Raw genomic sequence first — 19,453 nt, forward strand, 5'->3', positions numbered from 1 at the left:
ATAGTGAATATATACGATTTACATCTCAGAAATAATAAACGTATGCAATTAAGGTACAAGGATGGATGCGGTCTGGGATATGAGAACTGGATATAAGGTTAAGCGGTTAAGATAAGCATGCAAGATATGCATATAAGAAGCATGTAAAAAGTATGTATAAGAGAATCAGTTATGAGTCAAAGAATCAGTTATGAGTCAAAGAGTCATTTATGAGTCAAGTTCTGTTTTCAGCAAGCGTGAAGTGTAAAGTCTGAGGATTGCCGAAGAATTTGAAGCTATTCTTCGGATTTCTCTCGTTTTACAATACAGGCTTGTTTTATGTATTTGGAATTTCACTTTATGTCCGGGTCTTTTTATGCTTCACACGGGCTTTTTTATGTTTCATAAGGGCTTTTTATGCTTCATAAGGGCTTTTTTACTTTACAAGGGTTTTTTATGCTTCATAAGGGCTTTTTTACTTTACAAGGGTTTTTATGCTTCATAATTCACTCCGTGCCTTCATAACTCAAGTTTCATCAGGTCTTCGGCAAGAATCACCTCTCCTTCAAAGTACCTTTTAAGGCGGTTTACGGTTTCCTTTTCATGCCCCTGCATTTCCGGGTAAAAATGTGTAAGGCAGATGCTTCCTATTTCTATACCTGACTCTTCCAGGAGGCCTGCGAGTGTGCCTGGTGTGGTATGGTTTGTGACTTTCATGCCTGAGGGAAAGGAGCACTCATGAATCAGGAGATCGGCGTCGGCTGCAAGCCCCATTATCTCCCTGGAGGGCTCGGTGTCTCCGGAGTAAACGAATTCCCCATCCTCTCCGGTCACGCGGTAAGCCAGAGTCGGAACGCTGTGCGCGGCTGCCATGCAGCTGATCTCACAGTCGAAACCGTCAGGAGTGAATTCTTTTCCCGGGGAGAGCTCTATAACATCCACATCCACTTCTTCCTGAAGATATTCATAAGCGTCAAGCACTTTCGAAAACCATTCTTCGGTTCCTTCAGGCCCGTATACCTTCATACTGGTACTTCCGCGGAGCCAGTTTGCCTTGATCAGGGGAAGCAGGTCAGCCACGTGGTCAAGATGAAGGTGTGAGAGCAATACCGTATCTACTTCGGTATGGGAAACCCCAGCCTCAGGAAACCTGCTCAATACACCGCTTCCGCAGTCGATTAGTAGCGGCTTTTCCTCAAGCCTGACAAGCACTCCTGACTGTACCCGATTCCTCTGAGGGATCGCAACTCCAGTGCCAAGAAATGTAATTTCCATGGGTTAAAGAATAAACTTTAAATAATTTAACTTTATTTAAAGCATGTCCGCATAAGGAATCTTTGCGGCTCAAAAAAATCCTGCTTTTTTTCAAAGCGCGAGGGTTGCCCAGCCCGGTCAAAGGCGCCGGACTTAAGATCCGGTATCGAAGGATTTCGTGGGTTCGAATCCCACCCCTCGCATTAGATTTTTGGGTAATAGGTAAGTCAAATTTTTTGTACGCTAGTGCAAGAGTTATGCACAACCGATTATTTTAGAAAGTTGTTTTAACCAAAATAAATTACTATATTTCTATAATATAGGTCAAATAAAAAATCCTCTTTTTGCACTTTTTGTATCAAATTAATGAATAGCTAATTTTGCCAAGAGGATGAAAACATTCAAATGATTCAATTTAATCGAGAATGTTAATAGTGTAAAGAGTTGCTTTCAGTTAACCTTATTTTCGTTTCTGAATTCTTCGATTGCATTTTCTATCAACTCTATGATCTCAGTGCATTCACATTCTCTAAGCTCGGGTTTTTTATTATCTCTAAAATTTCCTCAAATACATCTACTGTCAATCTTGACATATAAGAATACTTTTTCTTAAGACGTTTTAAACTGTCTACTAATTGCCTTAATTCATGATACTCTATTAGATTATGTTTCAAAGACAGGATTGCTAATCTATGAAATGATTCAAAGACCTCTTCTACCATCCAATATAAGCATTCTTCACTTTCCGGCTTATCGCTGTCGTCTGAATATTTGAAGTCGTAGACTAGAAAATTTGCTCTGGAGAAAAGGAACGGTAGAAAAATATTATTCAACGAAAATTTGTTCCGAAGATGAATTGATATAATTCCAAAATTTTCGAAACATTTAATTATCATAGTAAAAGGTTTTAGCGTTTCGAAGGTTGGTGAATTTTGCGCATAATTTAGTATAGGATCAGCAAGTTTTCCTAATGAATTGGGTATTTCATAATATGCCTTCTTAGATTTTTCAATAACTCCTATTTTAAAGATTTTTAAATTAGATGCAAAGTGTTTGCCTTCTATATCATTAAGGTGAAATGCCTTTATATTTTTGTCTTTTACATTATTTATTAACAGCGCATTGTCTTCATCATTTCTATCGGTTATTTCTAATGAAAAAGAAAGATTTGAATTATTTTTATCCTCAACTGTTATTGTCCACCAACTGGTAAAATATATCTGCGAGTCTTCCTCATCTAGATGTGCATTATACTCTTCATTTAGAAACTCAATTATTTTACTTTTATCTATATCCCATTCAAACAAATAACCAAAATGAAGTATTCCGATTGAATATAAAGTTTTAATTATGTCTTCGACTAAGGGAAAAGTTTTTTCTTTATTTATGGCTTTCTGTCCAATATTTTCTATATTCTGACAAATAATTCTGGATTGGGTGCCGCTTCTAAGAATTCTGTCAATAATTTCTAGCGATTTAAGGCATTGTTTTGGTGCATCTAAAAGGTTATTTTCAACGGCGTTTTCCCCTATAGAAGCTATATAAGCTGAAATATCTATTATATCAATGAGCACTTTTTGATGTAGTTTTTCCAATGAATTCTTTGCTCTGGGTGCATATTTATAGTTTGATTTAATATGGTCATAATATTCAACGACCTGATATTGTGTTTCGTCGGAAAGTTCTTTTGAATGGCAATCTATTTTGAATGCTAAGTTTTCTAAGCACTTCACTATTTGCACAGTTGAATATTCAATTTCAGTTCCTCTTTTTGTGGATTCTTTACCGATGATCCATAGGTTTTTCAGAATGTGGGATACACTATGTATAAGATTATTATCAATTGCTCTTTCTCCAATATAAGTGAGAGTTTTAATAACTTCATCTAACGCATTTTTTGAGTCTGAGTTAATTGCAGCGATTCCTATATCACCTAAAAAATATGATAACTCGGATATCGAACCCTCGAGTTTTTCAAAAATTTTTATTTGCTCATTTATTTTGATTTCATTTCGCCTGATAAAAGTATTTTTTGCAATTTTTTGAATCTGCTTTATTAAATATATCGATAATTCGGCAAATTCTTCTTCTTTTATTTTTATAATTGATTTAAAAGCTTCTTTTAAATAATACTCAGACAAAAAAGTAGTATATAAAAAATCTTTTTGCGTTACTTTTTCTTCTACCTCGGGCGTACCGATGGCGTTGTGTAATGTGATCAAAACTTTTGTTTTTAATTTTGAAACAAAATCAGTATTTAAATCTGATTCATTTACGAGATAAGTGCATTCTCGACCAATGAAGCAACATTCTATCAGTATCATTTTGATTAATCTAAGATCATTATCTCTCAAAGCTAACTTCCAAATTTCTAAAATACGATTGAATACATGTCCTGATATTCGTTCTTCATCAGTTGGGTTTTTTATAAGAATAATAAAAAGGCTATTTGTTACTTCTCCAAGAGCATATCTTGCGGTAGCGTAATCATATCGCTTAATTGAAGTCTGTATGATGTCAATTATCGGTAAAAAAGGATCCTTCTCATCATCGTCTAGACTTATAATAGTCCTATTAATTCTAGGCTCGTCTTCGAAAATTTTACTTTTGTATTCGCCTATTTCATATAAAGAGCTTGATAAATTTTTTATGTCAATTTTTTCAGATAAAACGTCAATTATTGAGCTTGGTTTCATCATTTTTAAGATATATGGAATATAGGCAACGAGTGAAATATATGCGGAAACTGAGAGTAAAAGAGCTAGAGTATAGAAGATTTCTAAATACTTGATACCCAGGTATAATACAGTATAAAACACTTCTAAATATTTGATATCGAAGTACGGATAATCATTAATTGAGGCATTTATTAACCTGATGACAATAAGAGAAAAAATTATTGAAGAGCCATTAAAGAATATAAGCGCTTGCAGTCTCAAGTCATTCTTAAAAATATCAACAACTCTTGCTGAATAGGTTGACGCAGAATACTGTATCACTAATAAGCTCAGACTTATAACGATGGCTACAATAGAAGCACTAATTTGAACAATAGTTGTCAACAAATATAATGCACTATCTGGATCTGTAAATATAAAACAAGAAAACCCCGCATATATAAGGCAAAATAAAGTGAAAAAAAAGATAAGTAGTGATAACCAAATTTCTTTTGTTTGCTGAAAAAAATAATGAATTACTTTTCTAAACTTGTTCATTGTATTGCTACTGAGATATTTTCACTTATAAACATTGTTTTTTGTAGCTGATTTTCATATCTTAATAATGATAGTGCTTGCCGCCTTTTGCTATTTTACTGTAAAATTTACAATTTCTTCTGGTACTGTTTTATAATTTTACTATAAATTTTACATTTCTACAATTTACATGTAAAACTTACACATTTTTACTTTGACTTGAAACCAGAGCTTCCCACTTATTCACTCTTTCCAGAACATTAGCATTAAGAGTAAACGGCTTATCTGATTTTGCATTCTGCTTCATATAATGCAAAGTACCTTTAGAAAACCCTAGTTTCTTCCAGTCAACATAAGAAATATTAAGAATCTTCTGCCTTATGTCATATGAATCAATTCTTTCAATTTCATACTCAGGCTTAACAAAATCCAGTTTCTCCTTTTTGCTTATGAGGTATTGGGCTAATCCTCTTACCTTCAGAAAGATAATATAACTCCATGTGCTTTCTTTACCCTGAAAACTTACTTTTTTATTCAGCATATTGGAGTACTCATTAACAACCTTCCTGGCTCCTGTAGGTTTTAGCCCGAGATTGTAATTCTCAGTCCTTATGAAATCCTTAGTTTCCATAGCTTCGCTTTCAATCAGACTAATAGCTGCAAAACAAGAAACCTGAAAGGTTCCTGAAGGTCACAGGAATCATTCAATCCTTGAGCTGTCCCACCTTCAGATAAATACGAAAAGAAAAATGTAAGTGTAATGAAAGAATAATTCTCATATATATACAATTTTCCTGGGAATGAGATAATTTTTGACATCAAATTCAGAGTTTAATTGGATAATTCTATAGAAAGTATCCGGAGCTGAAAAATAAGATCTGAGGTTTTGCACATGAAATATTTGATGATCAATGGAAAAAAAGAAGAGATCCCTCCTTTTCCGCATCATAAGGCTTTCATCTACAGGAGTAAGCAGTTCTTTTTTGCTAAAGGAATGTCAACTCGTTTAACAATGGGCAATTTCATTACTCTGAAAGAAGCTCTACCGTTGATTTAAAAATAAATATTTCATTCCAAAAGGGCTCTTCTGGTAGACCCGACCAGTAATTGTAATTTGAAGTGTAAAGGGTGCTGGTCTAAGGATTATGAGAGTGGTCATGGCATTTCGCATGAAAAACTTGATGCTGCGATTTTCCCGCCTGACGAAATCAAAATCAACCCTGCCTTATGCATATTTGCTAGTTTTCTGTTAATACCGGGTTCCTATCCTGAAAGCGCATATATCTAGAAGCTAATCTGGAAGAAACCAAAAATTTGATACTGATATAAAATTCCAAACAATTATATTCATTTTGTCTAATATCATATTGTGATATATATTAACATATTATAATTTAGGTATTATATTAATAATAAATAATAATATACCCGGATTGTATTGATAAATTTATTTTAAAACTCTTTTAAAACTCAAACCTTGTTCCTGGAGTTTTAACTATTTAAAACGGTTGAGTTGTGACGAGGGGACAGATATGCTTGAAAACCTGCGAAAAGTAGAGCAACAGAGAAAAGCTTCTCAAAGGTATTATAGCCGGCAGAAAGCTGCTGAAGCGGGGGGACCGGGCGAGAGATTAAGACATGAAATCACCAGGTCCTTGAGGGAGGCACAATCTATAGAGAAGCGCCTGATCTTTCTTGAACCAGGGGATGGCATGGCACTGGAGAGGATCAGGGGAAAGAGCGATCTCGTCGGTATCTCCTATCTGGAGCTTGGACTGCTTGCTGCCAGACCTGTCTGCAGGATCCAGATCGTGAATACCTTTGGCAGGTCAGAGGGTTACGGTACGGGTTTTCTTGTCGGCCCAAATCTGCTGCTGACGAATAACCATATCCTCGATACAGCAGAACTGGCAAAGAAGAGTTTTGCAGAGTTTGAATTCGAACAGGATATAAAAGGTCGACGGAAGACATCCAGGTCCTTCGACCTCCGGCCCGACGAGATCTTCGTCACTGATCCGGACCTGGACTTCACACTGGTATCCGTAGCCCCGGTTGCCACAGAAGGGACAGAGCTTAGCGATTACGGATTTTTGCATCTTGTGGAAGACACCGGCAAGATCTTGACCGGCGAACACATTTCCATAATTCAGCATCCCGATGGCGGTTTCAAGCATTGCTGCCTGCGGGAAAACGAAGTTGTAGATATCTTCGGCAACTGGCTGTACTATCTGACCGACACTCAGCCTGCAGCTTCAGGCTCACCCGTATTCAACGATCAGTGGCTGGTTGTAAGCCTGCAACACTCAGGAGTGCCGATGAAAGATGCACAGGGGAACATCCTTAAAACAGATGGTCAGCCTTATCGTGAAGGCATAGATAATGCCAGCACTCTAGCCTGGGTAGCCAATGAGAGCGTGCGCATCAGCTGCATCATCCAGGCACTGGAGTCGCGCAGCGAGAACGAGCCGATGGCAGTGGAAGCTCTGTGCAGGCTTCGAAGCCATGTCACTGGTCCGGCCGGACCTGCAGTCATAACCGCCCCAGAGTCAATCCACGGAGCAGCAATGAAGCTGGGAGAATTGCCCGCGGAACACTACCTCCTGGCGGATGGCTACAACCCCGATTTCCTGGGTTCTCTGCATCCTGTGCCTCTTCCAAAGCTGGCAGATAATCTTCAGTCCAGAGTCGCAAAGCTCAAAGACGGGAGAGAGGTTCTCACCTACCTGCATTTCTCGATTGTGATGAATGCGGATAGAAGGCTGGCCTTCTACACCGCAGTCAATATTGACGGCAAGAAGCTGGAGAACATCAAACGCGGCCGCGACAGATGGTACTTTGATCCGCGTCTCGACCAGAAATTTCAAGCCGGACCCAAATTGTATGAAGGCAATCCACTTGACCGCGGACATCTGGTTCGCCGGCTGGATCCCTGCTGGGGATCAAATGCCAGGGAAGCGGGAGAGGATACATTCCATTTTACAAACTGCTCACCTCAGCACGAGCGCCTCAACCAGCGTGATTGGCTCGAAGTGGAAGATTACATACTGAAGACCGCAGATAATACCAATGAGCGGATAGCGGTATTCACCGGTCCGGTCTTTCGTGAAGACGATATGATTTACCGCAATGAGTACCTCCTGCCTGCCGATTTCTGGAAGGTGGTGGCATTCATCAATAAGAACGGCAAGCTCAGCGCCACTGCCTACCTGCGCACGCAGAAGAATTATCTGGAGAGCTTGAAGTTCTTCGACGATGAGTTCAAGACCTGGCAAGTACCGGTAGCGCAGGTTGAGGCGCTGACAGGCCTGTCATTCGGCTTGCCTGCAGATGCCGATCCTATGGCGCGGGCAGCAACCGGAAAAGATCTGGAAAGCCAGAGAAGAAATATCCGAAGGATTCGCTCTGCTGCGGATATAATGCTCTGATACGATCGCTTGATGGTTGTTGCCTCGGATCAGACAATGAAACACAATCTGTCTGACAGACTAAAAGGGCTAAGCCGACAGCCATTTTTTGTGTGTCAGTTTCATTTTGCGTGCAAGCTCAATGACTGGTAGCTTCATATCTTCCAGAAATCAAAGTTATGCTGGCAATTTACTGGCAACGATGACTGAATTCCAGAATCGGATTCAATCCCTGGAAAACATTACTTTTATAGCTTTTTCTAATTCCTCGTCAGACATATCATTTACATGCGTAACAAGCAAACAGTGGTGACCGAATTTTCCCCACCCACAGAGAGCTTCCCCCAGAGTTCGTCTACTTATTCCTGCGTCTCGCAGCATAGCTTTTTCAACCTGTAAAATTTTAAATTAACTTTCCAATTTTATACGGGACGCAAAGATAATTTTAAAGTATGCATTACTGCAACAGATCAACAGCACCTTCTTTTTAATAAATTGCCCTATAAAGAAAAACAGGTTCTGTTGCAAAAGATGATAAATAAAAAAACAGAATGTCTCTCAGCTAACGTCCGGATTTAAATATTATTTTGAATAACTTATTCAGGCTTTGTTGAAATTCTCAGAATTAACTGATCTCGATTTATTTGAACTGAATAATATGATCCTTTTCACACATTTAGATTTCAGCTTCTTGATGCTGCTTTAGACATGTTTTTTACAGGGCCGGATTTTCTTCGCCATCGTTGCAAAAATCTTTTCATAAGATCTATCTATATAGAAAAGATAAAGAAGAACAGGTTATTTTTTCAGAAAAGTCAATAATAAATCGGAATTTATGAATGAATACTTATCTTAGCCTCAAACATGTCGGCCAATTTTTAGAAAAATTAAACAGATTTTAAATAATTTATATTTTGCTAATATATGATATATAAAACTGGAGAGTAGTTATTCCTCTCCCATTTCTTTTCTAAATTCTATGTAATCTCTTTCCACTTCTTCGAGTTCGTATTCCATTTTTATCCCCCAATTTTAAATTCTTCATGTAGTATTCTTCATGTAGTATTCTTCATGTAGTATTCTTATCCGAAAATCATTATTGAATCAAGTCTCGCGGTGCCTGCTTTTGTCCAGTAGCTGCAAATACTACAATACTGGGTCTCGCCATCCGAGTGCATTTTAAGACTAGCCTGGCATTTTGGACATGTTTTTAGATGTTTCATAATTAAATCCCTCATAATTTGGAAAAGAGTCAGTAATCTCTGGAACTTTTTGTTTTAATATATCCTAACTCAAGAACATAGTAATATCATAAAATATATTAAATAAATGATATCAAAATTTGTATTCAAGCGAAAAATTGTTTGACGTAAAAAATTTCAGGTTCATTATAGAGTGAAACTTACCCGAAATTAAGATCCGGTATTAAAAGGTTTTCGGGTTCGAACCCCACACGCACAAATATTTGATTCCATTTAACTCTAATTTTTCGTTAAGGATCCTGGTTGTATTGCCGGTGGAGATATTGCACACATAGAATTTTTCCTTCGGACAGCAAATCTTGCCATATGCGGTGCTGATACTGGCTTTCTCCCATATTATTGTACTATCGTAGACAGATGTATAAATTATGGTACTTATACAGGCAGAATGAGATCATAAAAAGTATACAGGCAGAATGAGATCATAAAAAGTATACAGACAGAATGAGATCATAAAGGGAATACGGACAAAAATAAACAAAAATAAAAAGTATTTAATAAAAAGAATATATAGACCTGGAGCTTAGATCTGGCTCCATTTTCTGAACTGTTTTATCTTATTTATGTGCATTACCTTAATTCCGTCTTAATAAAAACACCACCGATAGCATTAGTACCAGGTCCGGTACTCCAAACCCGGACACGACATTGCGGGTCTCTGGAGCAGGCTCAGGCTGAATATCTGGAATATCGGGAGCTTCTTCTACCTGAATAGGAAGATTAAAAGCGTAATCTTCTGCATCCTGTTTGTTCTCGCCAAAATAATAAACTACCCTTCCGTTAACATTAAAGTTTCCAGCTTGATTGGCTACGATCTTCACTTCGATATCTCTACCCGTTCCGGGTTCCAGATAATATTTTGCCATATACTGTCCGGCACCGGACTCAGCAAATCCTGTAGAAGAAACGCTCATTCCCGAAGGCGGGATAATGATAACCTGAACGTGCATGGCAGGTTTTGTTATAAGGTTTACTACTGAAAGCTTGAGAAGAACTTCTTCACCATTTACTACGTTTGTTTTCTCACCATAGAGACTGACACTTGAAGAGGGTAGAGCGGATCTTTCTGTTGATATGTTTTCACCTTGCTCTGTAAATGGGCTACTATTATAATTATTTACATTGGTTATTTGATAGTTATTATTTACAGTAGTGGTTTGACGGTTATCATTCACAGAGTTCGTCTGGTGATTATTATTTACAGAATCTGTCTGTGTGTCAGCAGGCTGTTCTTTTACACTGGTTAATACATAATAAGGCCTGGATATTGTATTACTTCCAGCATCATTACTTACTGTCAATTTAATAGAGTAACTACCAGCTTCAACATATGTGTGAACTGGATTCTGATTGGTCGATGTTTCACCATCTCCAAAGTCCCAGAGCCAGGTAGCCGGTGAACCTGTACTGCAATCGATAAATGATACAGTCGCCGGTACGCTGAGCGATTTGCCGGATGTAATTGCCTGCTGTACCTGCGTGGAATAGAAATTCGCGATTGGTGCCTTTAGTGCTGAAGATGCCTTTATATAGCCGGTAATACTTTCCGTATCACTACCAGCATCGTTAGTTACCGTTAAAGTAACTGTATACGTACCAGGACTGGTAAAGGTATGAGTAGCTGTTTTTGCATCCGTTGAATGAGTACCGTCTCCGAAATTCCAGTACCATGATGCAGGTGCCCCTCCGGTACCGGTATCAGCGAATCTAACTTCTAATGGGACTTTTCCGCTTGTTACGTCGGCAGTAAAGGAAGCTGCTGGTTTTTGCGCTGGCACGGGCGCTGCCGGATCCAGAACAGTGATATAATCAGGTTCCGTCACTGTATAGCTACCTGCGGAATTGGTTACAACCAGGCTAACAGTGTAAACGCCAGGCTTTTTGAATGTGTGAACAGCTGTAACAGGGTGGCGAGAGTTCCAATCGTTGCTCGTCTCGGGCTCGAAAATCCAGTAGTATGAGGTTGGGTTACCAGTTGTTTCACTTTTAAACTGAACACCCAATGGGGCATATCCTGCTGTTACGTCAGATGTAAATGTAGCAGTCGGCTTTTCCGGGTGCTCAGAGACCTCGGGCGCTTCCGGCGTTGATAATACCGTTATATAATCCGTCTTACTTACCGTGTCGCTGCCTGCTCCATTAGTTACCGTCAGGGAGACAGTATATACACCTGGCTTTGTAAATGTGTGAGTTGCATTCATGGCATGTTTAGAGTAAATCCCGTCTCCAGTGTCCCAATTCCAGGAAGCTGGTACTCCTCCGGTGCCGGTATCAGTAAATCGCACGACTAAAGGCGCAGGACCGGAAGTTATATCGGCAGTAAATGCAGCTACAGGCTTTATTGAATCTGATAATGCCTCATCCGTTGCAGATGCAGTTGATATAAAAAATAAAAAAACTAAAATTAATAAGAAAACTTTGCTACTCAATTATCTCCCCTTTCCCAGGCAGGCTTACATTTCAAAGTCCGGAAGTAACCCTGATGACAATCTGTGTTCTCAGGCATAATACTGACAATTTGTATTCTCAGGCATAATACTGACAATAGCCTGTACTGACAATGTCCTATTTTTCAGCTCACAATTTTTAGTTCACAAGAGAAATCTTATCAGTAATACATATAAAACACAAAGCATTTAAAATTTTTTGAATGTTTACCTTAAATGAATACTTCTGAGGAAACATCTGATACCTTAATGAGTATTATTTCATGCAAGATAATGCAGGATAAAAATCATCCGGATTCTCGAAAAGAACTCTCCTATTGATGAGATAACTATAGTTGAAAATGGGAATGCCAGGGAATTCAGTGACTGGGATCAGGAAATTTTTGAGGAGTGCTAGAACGAACTTAAAATGGAAATCGGAACGAATAAAAGCTATTGGATAACTTCTATATTTACATACGGGTATGAACCGATGCCTGCACTTAGCGCAATTGCCTTTAAAATGCTTGAGGGCGCGGGTACATCGATTCTATCCCGATATCTTAAAGTGTTTTACTACCAGAATCTTAGAGAAAACAGGCTTATAAAATGACCGGGCTCCAAAAAACAATCACCTTAAAGAGAGGTATAGGGCTTGCAATCTGCATGCTCATAGGTACAGGAATTCTTGCATTGCCAGGCCTGGCTCTAAGTGTGGGAAACGTCCATGAAGCAATTCTTGGATGGTTCCTTATAACTTTTGTTACCATTCCGAGAATTCAGATCTGCTCAAGGCTTGGCCTGAGATTCCCTTCGACCGCCGGGCTTGCCGGCTACGCAGAAGAAGCAGTCGGGCCCTGGGGCAGGTATTCGGTCTCTTATCTTGTAAGCGGCTCTTACCTTTTTGGGCTTCCTGCTATTGCTTTTATTGGCAGTGAATATATGCGGCAGTTTTTTAATCTCTCCGAATTAGGAGGAGCCCTTTGTGCCATCCTTCTTGTAAGCCTGATGTTTATTTCAAACCTGTTCGGGATAAGAGCCATCACTCTGATCAACTACCTGGCGCTGACCGTACTTTTTCTGCTTATAGGACTGATTATTGTCTTTAATATCGATTTTATCGATTCCGGGCTGAGGATTGCCGGAGAAGCTCTGAGTAACCGCGGAAATGCGGACCCAAACATAGTATGGAATGTTACAGCCCTGCTTTTCTGGGCTTTTCTTGGCTGGGAGAATCTTTCTTTTTTCCTTGGAGAGATGAAGGATCCCGAAAAAAACGTTCCCCGGCTATACTGGCTGAGCTTTGTTCTGGTTGCTGCTATCTATGTTTTACTTGCCCTGATAAGCGTAGGAGCCAGTGCTACGGGAGTTTCCCTTAAAGGAGCTGCCGGGCTCTCCAGTCTGGTTCTTCTTATACCGGGCGGAAATTTTCTGATATGGCTCATAATAATAGTGCTTGCAGCAAATGCCTGTTCCTGGAACTTTACGGCAAGCCGCCTGCTCTATGCATCTGGCAGGACAGATGTTTTTCCTGCCGTATTCGGGAAGCTCTCAAAAAGGAATATTCCTCTATCCAGCCTTGTTATTCTATATGCCCTATCAGTTTCACTTATTACAGGATGCTATTTCTTCAAGGTTCCTGTTACCGCTATGATGCTGCTAGTAAACCAGAACTTTATTTTCCTTTGCGGCTTCATTATAATTGCTTACTGGAAAACCGAAACTGGATGGCAGAAGTGGATCTTTTCGGTTCTTTCACTTCTGTCTTTGAGCTTTCTTGCTTCAGGATTTACCTGGAAGGTTATATATCCGCTCTTTCTGATGGGGCTTGGTTATTTCAGGTTTATCGTAAAAAAGGAAGATAAGTTGTCTGTGCAGTCAGTAGATTCACAGTCGAGGCAGGAACTCGCAGCCTTTGAAGACTCCCAGGAACTCTCCCAGCCTGCAAAGCAGTAGGAGCAATCCGCTGGCAGTAGTTCCGGGCGCCAGGATGATATACATAACCTTGTAAATAAGGTTAAATAAGAGTTTAATCAGGGGAGATATATTTGAGTTCCAGGGATAATCTCAAAGCTGCATTTACTGGCGAATCGATGGCAAACAGGACATACCTGGCTTTTGCGAAAAAAGCCGATGAGGAAGGGTATCACCAGATAGCAAAACTTTTTAGGGCAGCGGCTGCTGCGGAAACGGTCCATGCTTTCAACCATTTTCAGCGGATGGGCGGGATCGGAACTACAATGGACAACCTGAAAGATGCTATCGGCGGCGAAACATATGAATTTATGACGATGTACCCCGAGTTTATAGAGGAAGCAAAGAAAGAAGGGGACAAAAGAGCCCTCTGGAGCTTTGAGGTGGCAAATAAAGTGGAAAAAATCCATGCCGCACTCTATGAAAAAGCCCTGAACGAAATCGGCCAGAACGAGGAGGTTGATTACCACGTCTGCAGTGTCTGTGGATATACGGTAGAAGGTGAACCTGAAGGAAACTGTCCAATTTGCGGGGCGCCTCCGTCCAGATTTGATAAAATCGACTGAAAGCCGATTAAGAGAATAAAGTTTCCAGGGTAAACGGAAGGTATTCCGAGCTAACAAATTGAGAGCTAAAAAATTCCAAGAAGCTCTCTAAATTACTTTTTGCTATCATATTTCATAACGTATCTCATCAATGCTCCTCATCTATCATGGCTAGCAAAATCCGGCTTTTTTGCCTGGTTCATAACAAAATCAGGGTAAGTATTTAAGGTAAAAACGTTAATATATGCCAGATTTAATATAAAATACTAAAATTGCTATGTAGACAGATTATTTTTCTAAAATGTAGCAAATAGTATTCTATGTACCATTATAAGGATATTTTCTTGCCTCAGAAAAAAAAATAGTATTCTATGTACCATTATAAGGATATTTTCTTGCCTCAGAATAAAATTATCTATATAACAAGGTTTTTTTATTAATTCTTTAAAATCGCACTAGATCATTAGAGAAAAATGCCACTCGAATCTAAACTGAGAAAGTCTTTATTTCTGATATCAATATAAACGGACGTGATCCGGGAAACACATTTTTGCTAATTCTATCAGACTAAAGAAGATTCTATGCCACTTTTCATTCATACTCCATAGCAGGGTTTAACAGGACTGGAAAATAATGAATTTTGTACCCGAACACACAGGCTTCGGAAGAAAAAGAGACAGAGCCACCCTTAAAAAGTTCTTCCAAAAGCCATTCCTGATCCTGATATTTGCCTGGGGAAGGGCAAATTTAAAGTACTTTCCACAATAACTATGCAAGGGAGTAGAACAGTGGATTCATCGATCGGCTAAGAATTGGTGAGAAAATCGGATGAATAAACCGGATAAGAAAGTTGGACATAAAAGTTGAGAAAGAAATAGGAACACAGTCAATTTCTGAGCTGAAGGGGAGCATTAAATGGTCGAAGAGAGGAATAAGACTTTAGAGGAAAAAATCCTGAAGAAAACCCCAACCGGTATAAAAGGTCTGGATGATATTACTTATGGAGGGCTGCCAAAGGGTCGTCCGACCCTGATAGCGGGAAGCGCAGGATCAGGAAAAACCCTGATTTCCATGGAATTTCTGGTAAAGGGAGCCAGAGAATATGGTGAGCCCGGGGTTTTCATGGCGTTTGAAGAGACCGAAGAAGAGCTGGTTAAGAATTTCGCTTCCCTGGGATTCGACCTTGACAGCCTGGAGGCAGAAAACAAGCTTGCAGTTGATTATGTCCACATTGACAAGAGCGAGTATGAGGAGACAGGCGACTACGACCTGGAAGGTCTGTTCATAAGGCTTGGGCTGGCTATAGATTCCATAGGCGCTAAACGTGTGGCTCTTGATACGTTAGAGGTTCTGTTTTCAGGGTTTAAGAGTGAAGCCATACTGCGTTCCGAACTTCGCAGACTCTTCCGCTGGCTTAAAGATAAAGGTGTAACCGCTATAGTTACCGGTGAACGGGGAGAGGCATCCCTTACAAGATACGGGCTTGAGGAGTACGTTGCAGACTGTGTTATTCTCCTTGATAACAGGATGGAAGAGCAGATCGCTACCAGGCGCCTGAGGATAATTAAGTACAGGGGCTCAAGGCACGGCACCAATGAGTATCCCTTCCTGATAGAAGAAGACGGTATATCAGTCCTGCCCATTACTTCCCTGGGTCTGGAACATGATGTATCGAGTGAGAGGGTATCGACAGGCATAGAACGCCTTGATACAATGCTTGGAGGCAGGGGTTACTACCGCGGAAGCTCTATCCTGATCTCAGGCACTGCAGGCACAGGCAAGACCAGCTTTGCAGCCCAGTTTGTAAAAGCTGCCTGCGAGAGAGGAGAACGCTGCCTGTATTTTGCATTCGAAGAGTCGCCAGACCAGATAATAAGGAACATGAGATCCATAGGCATAGACCTCCAGCCTTATATTGATGCCGGGCTTATGCAAATTAACGCTACACGTCCAATGGCTTACGGCCTGGAGATGCATTTGATAGGGATGCGCAGGCTCATAGACCGCTTCGAGCCCGAAATTGTGATACTGGATCCCATATCCAACCTTACTAATGTGGGTACTCAGATTGATGTCAGGGCTACGCTTACCAAGCTCATCGATTACCTGAAATCCAATACAATTACAGCAGTATGCACAAGCCTTGTAGAAGAAGAGAGTATAGAAGGTATAGGTGCGAATGCCCAGGGCGTGTCTTCTATCATAGATACCTGGATCAACCTTCGCTTCTTTGAGCATAACGGCGAGCGCAACCGCGGTATTTCCGTAATCAAATCAAGGGGTATGGGACACTCCAACCAGATCAGGGAATACCTGCTGACCGATCATGGCATAGAAATCCAGGATGTATACCTTGGACCCTCCGGAAACCTGCTCATGGGATCAGCGAGAGCTGCCCAGGAGGAAAAAGAGATGGCTGAGGCTATAGCTGAAAGCCAGAGGGTGGAGCGGAAGAAAAGAGAACTGGAGACCAGGCTCAGAGCCCTGGATGCCCAGATAGCAGCATTGAACTCGGAGTTTGAGACACAAAAAGAGGAACTTGATCTGCTAATTACCGAGGATGAATTTAAAGCCGGGGCACTGGAGAAAAGCAAAAACAGAATGGCTCTTATGAGAAAGGCTGATGAGCCTGAATAAACATTACTGCTCTATTTATAAAGGCGGGATAAGTGAACATTTTTTGCCACGTAGCCTGTATAGTTATAATCTATGGATTATTATAATCTATGGATTGTTATTTATCTATGGATTCCAAAAGTTGTATGGAAAGAGCCTGTCAGGAAGAGGGGTACTTCTCAGGTTCAAGTGGTGGATATTTAATGAAAGAAGCAGCGCAAAATTGTGATGGACCCAATGCTCTTGAGTCCGAAAATATGTCTGATGAGGATATTTACATTTTGAGATTATACGTGGCCGGGCAGACCAAGAAAAGCCTGGCAGCTTTTGCTAACTTAAAAAAAATCTGCGAGGAACACCTGGGCGGTAAGTACAGGATTGAGATTGTGGATCTTGTAGAGAATCCGCAGCTAGCCAAAGGAGATCAGATACTGGCTGTCCCGACATTAGTCAGGAGGCTCCCTCCACCCATAAAGAAAATAATAGGGGATCTCTCGAATACCGAACGCGTTCTGGTTGGACTGGATTTGCTTCCTGAGAGGTGCGCATAATGACCCGGAATGAAGAGACAGGGGCTGAAGAAACCAGAATCTCGGATTCCGAAGAGCTCAAAACTTCTTTTGAGGAAGCCCTGGAGAAAACCGAAGATGGAAAATATATTCTGCATCTCTATGTTGCGGGCATGGGTCCCAAATCCGTACAGGCGATCGAGAATATCAAGCGGATATGCGAAGAATACCTTCCAGGCAGGTACGAGCTGGAAGTCATTGATATTTACCAGTATCCGATTCTTGCCAAAGATGGGCAGATAGTGGCAGCCCCAACACTGATAAAGGAGCTCCCTCCACCCTTAAAAAAACTCATCGGGAGCATGGCGGATACCGAAAGGGTTCTCGTTGGAATGGATCTGAAATTCAAAAATGATAAAGAATAATCGACTTCTTGAAGGACCGTATGAATATGAGCTCTAAAGCGGAAAAAAGCCGGGAGCCCGTACCATATAAGGCTTTGCTGGATGAGAATCATGCCTTAAAAAACGAGGTAGAAAGCCTGAAAGCAAGTCTGGAAGAAGCTGAGGAACTCAGGCGTGCCATCAGCGAGGGGGATCTTGATGCCCTGGTACTGCCAGGTCCTGAAGGGAAAATGGTTTTCACACTGGATAGTGCGGATTACGCATATCGTGTCCTGGTGGAGACCATGAATGAGGGCACTGCCACCCTGGCTTTTGATGGCACCATCCTCTACTGCAACCGCCATTTCGCAGAACTCCTGAGGATGCCCCTTCCTGCCATAGTAGGCACATCTATCTATCGATTTATTGTACCTGATAGCATAAACACTTTTAAGGCAATCCTGGGGCGTGAGAGGGGCAAAGGGGAAATCAATCTCCAGGCTGAGGGAGGCAAAGCTTTGCCTGTGTATCTGTCCATCAGCTTATTGCAGACAAGGGGGTTTTCGAATGCCTGGTGCCTCGTAATCTCAGACCTGACCGAGCAGAAGAGAAATGAGGAGATGCTCGCAAATATCGAAACTGCCCGCAAAAAAGAGATTCACCACAGGATAAAGAATAACCTGCAGGTAATTTCCTCCCTGCTTGACCTCCAGGCTGAAAGATTCAGTGACCGGGGGTGTATTAAGGATTCGGAAATCCTTGAGGCTTTCAGGGTGAGCCAGGACAGGGTCATATCAATGGCGCTTATCCATGAAGAACTGCATGAAGGTGGAGAAGTCGATGCCCTTAACTTTTCGCCGTATCTGGAGAGACTCGCTGAAAATCTTCTCCGGACTTACAGGCTTGGAGATTCCAGTATTAGCTTAAATATGGAGCTTGAAGAGGATATTTTCTTTGATATGGATACAGCAGTGCCTTTAGGACTGATTGTCAACGAACTTGTTTCCAATTCCTTAAAATATGCCTTCCCAGGCATGAATAAAGGGGAAATCCGGATCAAACTCTTCAGTCAGGAGACTGGAAACGAGTTGAATAAAAAGGAGCCTGACGGAAAAAGTAGCAGGTATACTCTCGTGGTCTCTGATAACGGAACCGGCATTCCCGACAGTGTCGATCTTGAAAACCCGGATACGCTTGGTCTGCAGCTTGTGTCCATTCTTGTGGACCAGCTGGATGGGGAAATGGAGCTAAAAAGGGATAACGGAACGGAATTCATTATAAAACTCAGCACGGGAGAAAAATTATCAAACAAACTCTAATTTTTTACGCGTTTCCTATTCTCTAATAAGCTTTCTAATTCTCTCTTTCTCAAGGAACTTTCAATCTTTCACTAAAGGAAGAACCCTTTTAGATAAATGACCTTTGAGAAGCTCTCTTTTATAAAAACGATTTTAAAATTCCCCGAGAACCTGAAGCATTATTCTTCTTACCTTCTCAATCCTGTCAAAATTAATATATACAATCTGCTGCCAGGTCCCAAGGGTCAGGCTCCTTTCAACGAAAGGAACAGTAAGGCTCGGGCCGATGAGCAGGGCTCTTAAATGGGAACCTCCGTTGTAATCGCCCCAGGTTTTATGGTGGTGATAGTCCTTATCCAGAGGGATTAGCCTATCAAGGGTTTCAGAAACATCTTTTGAGAGATTTGGCTCAAATTCCACCGTAGTTATTGCTCCGGTTGACCCAATGCAAAAGATTGTAACCGTCCCATTTCTTATTTTTGACTGTCTGAGTTCCTCGGAGACTATTTCCGTAATATCAACAATTCCACAGTCTTCTTTTCCAATTACTGAGATTTCCCTCGTTTCTACAGGCATAGTTGAATATTAGAAATTACAATTGATAAATTC

At 40.7% G+C, this 19,453-nt stretch carries 14 protein-coding genes and 1 tRNA gene; 8 read left to right on the forward strand and 7 right to left on the reverse strand.

Annotated features, from left to right (window positions below):
- Window positions 1–498: 498 nt before the first annotated feature.
- Window positions 499–1,254: an MBL fold metallo-hydrolase gene (locus EQO05_RS11940; protein ID WP_128506816.1), complete on the reverse strand. Its 756-nt coding sequence runs from the start codon at window positions 1,252–1,254 to the stop codon at window positions 499–501.
- Between the two features lie 97 nt (window positions 1,255–1,351).
- Between EQO05_RS11940 and EQO05_RS11945 the strand changes: the two genes are divergently transcribed.
- Window positions 1,352–1,436: transfer RNA gene (locus tag EQO05_RS11945), tRNA-Leu, on the forward strand.
- Window positions 1,437–1,736: 300 nt separating this feature from the next.
- Here EQO05_RS11945 and EQO05_RS11950 read toward each other — a convergent pair.
- Together EQO05_RS11950 and EQO05_RS11955 are read right to left on the reverse strand one after the other, a co-directional pair.
- Window positions 1,737–4,448 carry a DUF2254 family protein gene (locus EQO05_RS11950; protein ID WP_128506818.1) on the reverse strand — a complete coding sequence of 904 codons (2,712 nt, stop codon included), beginning with the start codon at window positions 4,446–4,448 and terminating at the stop codon, window positions 1,737–1,739.
- A 178-nt stretch (window positions 4,449–4,626) separates the two neighbouring features.
- A complete protein-coding gene (locus EQO05_RS11955; protein WP_128506820.1) occupies window positions 4,627–5,058 on the reverse strand; it encodes a CRISPR-associated protein Cas1 in 432 nt (143 codons plus the stop codon).
- An 877-nt stretch (window positions 5,059–5,935) separates the two neighbouring features.
- Here EQO05_RS11955 and EQO05_RS11965 point away from each other — a divergent pair.
- On the forward strand, window positions 5,936–7,852 hold the full coding sequence (locus tag EQO05_RS11965) for a DNA/RNA non-specific endonuclease (protein WP_240664630.1): 1,917 nt from the start codon (window positions 5,936–5,938) through the stop codon (window positions 7,850–7,852).
- Between the two features lie 204 nt (window positions 7,853–8,056).
- On the opposite strand, the gene EQO05_RS15595 is transcribed toward EQO05_RS11965, so the two are convergent.
- The 3 genes from EQO05_RS15595 to EQO05_RS11970 all read right to left on the reverse strand — a co-directional run bounded on the left by EQO05_RS15595 (window position 8,057) and on the right by EQO05_RS11970 (window position 11,522).
- A complete protein-coding gene (locus EQO05_RS15595; protein WP_164888543.1) occupies window positions 8,057–8,212 on the reverse strand; it encodes a hypothetical protein in 156 nt (51 codons plus the stop codon).
- 701 nt (window positions 8,213–8,913) lie between these two features.
- On the reverse strand, window positions 8,914–9,054 hold the full coding sequence (locus tag EQO05_RS15600; RefSeq protein WP_164888544.1) for a hypothetical protein: 141 nt from the start codon (window positions 9,052–9,054) through the stop codon (window positions 8,914–8,916).
- Between the two features lie 614 nt (window positions 9,055–9,668).
- Window positions 9,669–11,522, reverse strand: a complete 1,854-nt coding sequence (locus tag EQO05_RS11970) for a PKD domain-containing protein (RefSeq protein ID WP_128506822.1) — start codon at window positions 11,520–11,522, stop codon at window positions 9,669–9,671.
- 606 nt (window positions 11,523–12,128) lie between these two features.
- Here EQO05_RS11970 and EQO05_RS11980 point away from each other — a divergent pair.
- The 6 genes from EQO05_RS11980 (at window position 12,129) to EQO05_RS12005 (ending at window position 18,865) form a co-directional block, all read left to right on the forward strand.
- Complete coding sequence (locus tag EQO05_RS11980) at window positions 12,129–13,475, forward strand: APC family permease (RefSeq protein ID WP_128506825.1); 1,347 nt, start codon at window positions 12,129–12,131, stop codon at window positions 13,473–13,475.
- 92 nt (window positions 13,476–13,567) lie between these two features.
- A complete protein-coding gene (locus EQO05_RS11985; RefSeq protein WP_128506827.1) occupies window positions 13,568–14,059 on the forward strand; it encodes a rubrerythrin family protein in 492 nt (163 codons plus the stop codon).
- 894 nt (window positions 14,060–14,953) lie between these two features.
- Entirely contained in the window at window positions 14,954–16,675 is a 1,722-nt protein-coding gene (gene kaiC / locus EQO05_RS11990) for a circadian clock protein KaiC (RefSeq protein WP_128506829.1), read from the forward strand.
- Between the two features lie 182 nt (window positions 16,676–16,857).
- Window positions 16,858–17,205, forward strand: a complete 348-nt coding sequence (gene kaiB, locus EQO05_RS11995) for a circadian clock protein KaiB (protein ID WP_128506831.1) — start codon at window positions 16,858–16,860, stop codon at window positions 17,203–17,205.
- A complete protein-coding gene (locus EQO05_RS12000; RefSeq protein WP_128506833.1) occupies window positions 17,205–17,588 on the forward strand; it encodes a circadian clock KaiB family protein in 384 nt (127 codons plus the stop codon). The genes kaiB and EQO05_RS12000 overlap by 1 nt, the downstream gene beginning before the upstream one ends.
- Window positions 17,589–17,608: 20 nt before the next feature.
- Window positions 17,609–18,865, forward strand: a complete 1,257-nt coding sequence (locus EQO05_RS12005) for a histidine kinase dimerization/phosphoacceptor domain -containing protein (protein ID WP_128506835.1) — start codon at window positions 17,609–17,611, stop codon at window positions 18,863–18,865.
- A 132-nt stretch (window positions 18,866–18,997) separates the two neighbouring features.
- Here EQO05_RS12005 and EQO05_RS12010 read toward each other — a convergent pair whose 3' ends face one another.
- Window positions 18,998–19,420, reverse strand: coding sequence for a secondary thiamine-phosphate synthase enzyme YjbQ (locus EQO05_RS12010; RefSeq protein ID WP_128506837.1), 423 nt, complete (start codon window positions 19,418–19,420; stop codon window positions 18,998–19,000).
- Between the last annotated feature and the right edge of the window lie 33 nt (window positions 19,421–19,453).

This window comes from Methanosarcina sp. MSH10X1 (genome assembly GCF_004099695.1).
In the GTDB taxonomy this organism is placed as follows: Archaea; Halobacteriota; Methanosarcinia; order Methanosarcinales; family Methanosarcinaceae; genus Methanosarcina.

What these genes read in the sequence shown, in the direction of transcription:
- EQO05_RS11980 (WP_128506825.1), top strand. Translation starts at nt 12,129, where the DNA reads ATGACCGGGCTCCAAAAAACAATCACCTTAAAGAGAGGTATAGGGCTT.
- EQO05_RS15600 (WP_164888544.1), bottom strand. Translation starts at nt 9,054, where the DNA reads ATGAAACATCTAAAAACATGTCCAAAATGCCAGGCTAGTCTTAAAATG.
- kaiC (WP_128506829.1), top strand. Translation starts at nt 14,954, where the DNA reads ATGGTCGAAGAGAGGAATAAGACTTTAGAGGAAAAAATCCTGAAGAAA.
- EQO05_RS12000 (WP_128506833.1), top strand. Translation starts at nt 17,205, where the DNA reads ATGACCCGGAATGAAGAGACAGGGGCTGAAGAAACCAGAATCTCGGAT.
- EQO05_RS11940 (WP_128506816.1), bottom strand. Translation starts at nt 1,254, where the DNA reads ATGGAAATTACATTTCTTGGCACTGGAGTTGCGATCCCTCAGAGGAAT.
- EQO05_RS15595 (WP_164888543.1), bottom strand. Translation starts at nt 8,212, where the DNA reads ATGCTGCGAGACGCAGGAATAAGTAGACGAACTCTGGGGGAAGCTCTC.
- EQO05_RS12010 (WP_128506837.1), bottom strand. Translation starts at nt 19,420, where the DNA reads ATGCCTGTAGAAACGAGGGAAATCTCAGTAATTGGAAAAGAAGACTGT.
- EQO05_RS11950 (WP_128506818.1), bottom strand. Translation starts at nt 4,448, where the DNA reads ATGAACAAGTTTAGAAAAGTAATTCATTATTTTTTTCAGCAAACAAAA.
- EQO05_RS11955 (WP_128506820.1), bottom strand. Translation starts at nt 5,058, where the DNA reads ATGGAAACTAAGGATTTCATAAGGACTGAGAATTACAATCTCGGGCTA.
- kaiB (WP_128506831.1), top strand. Translation starts at nt 16,858, where the DNA reads ATGAAAGAAGCAGCGCAAAATTGTGATGGACCCAATGCTCTTGAGTCC.
- EQO05_RS12005 (WP_128506835.1), top strand. Translation starts at nt 17,609, where the DNA reads ATGAATATGAGCTCTAAAGCGGAAAAAAGCCGGGAGCCCGTACCATAT.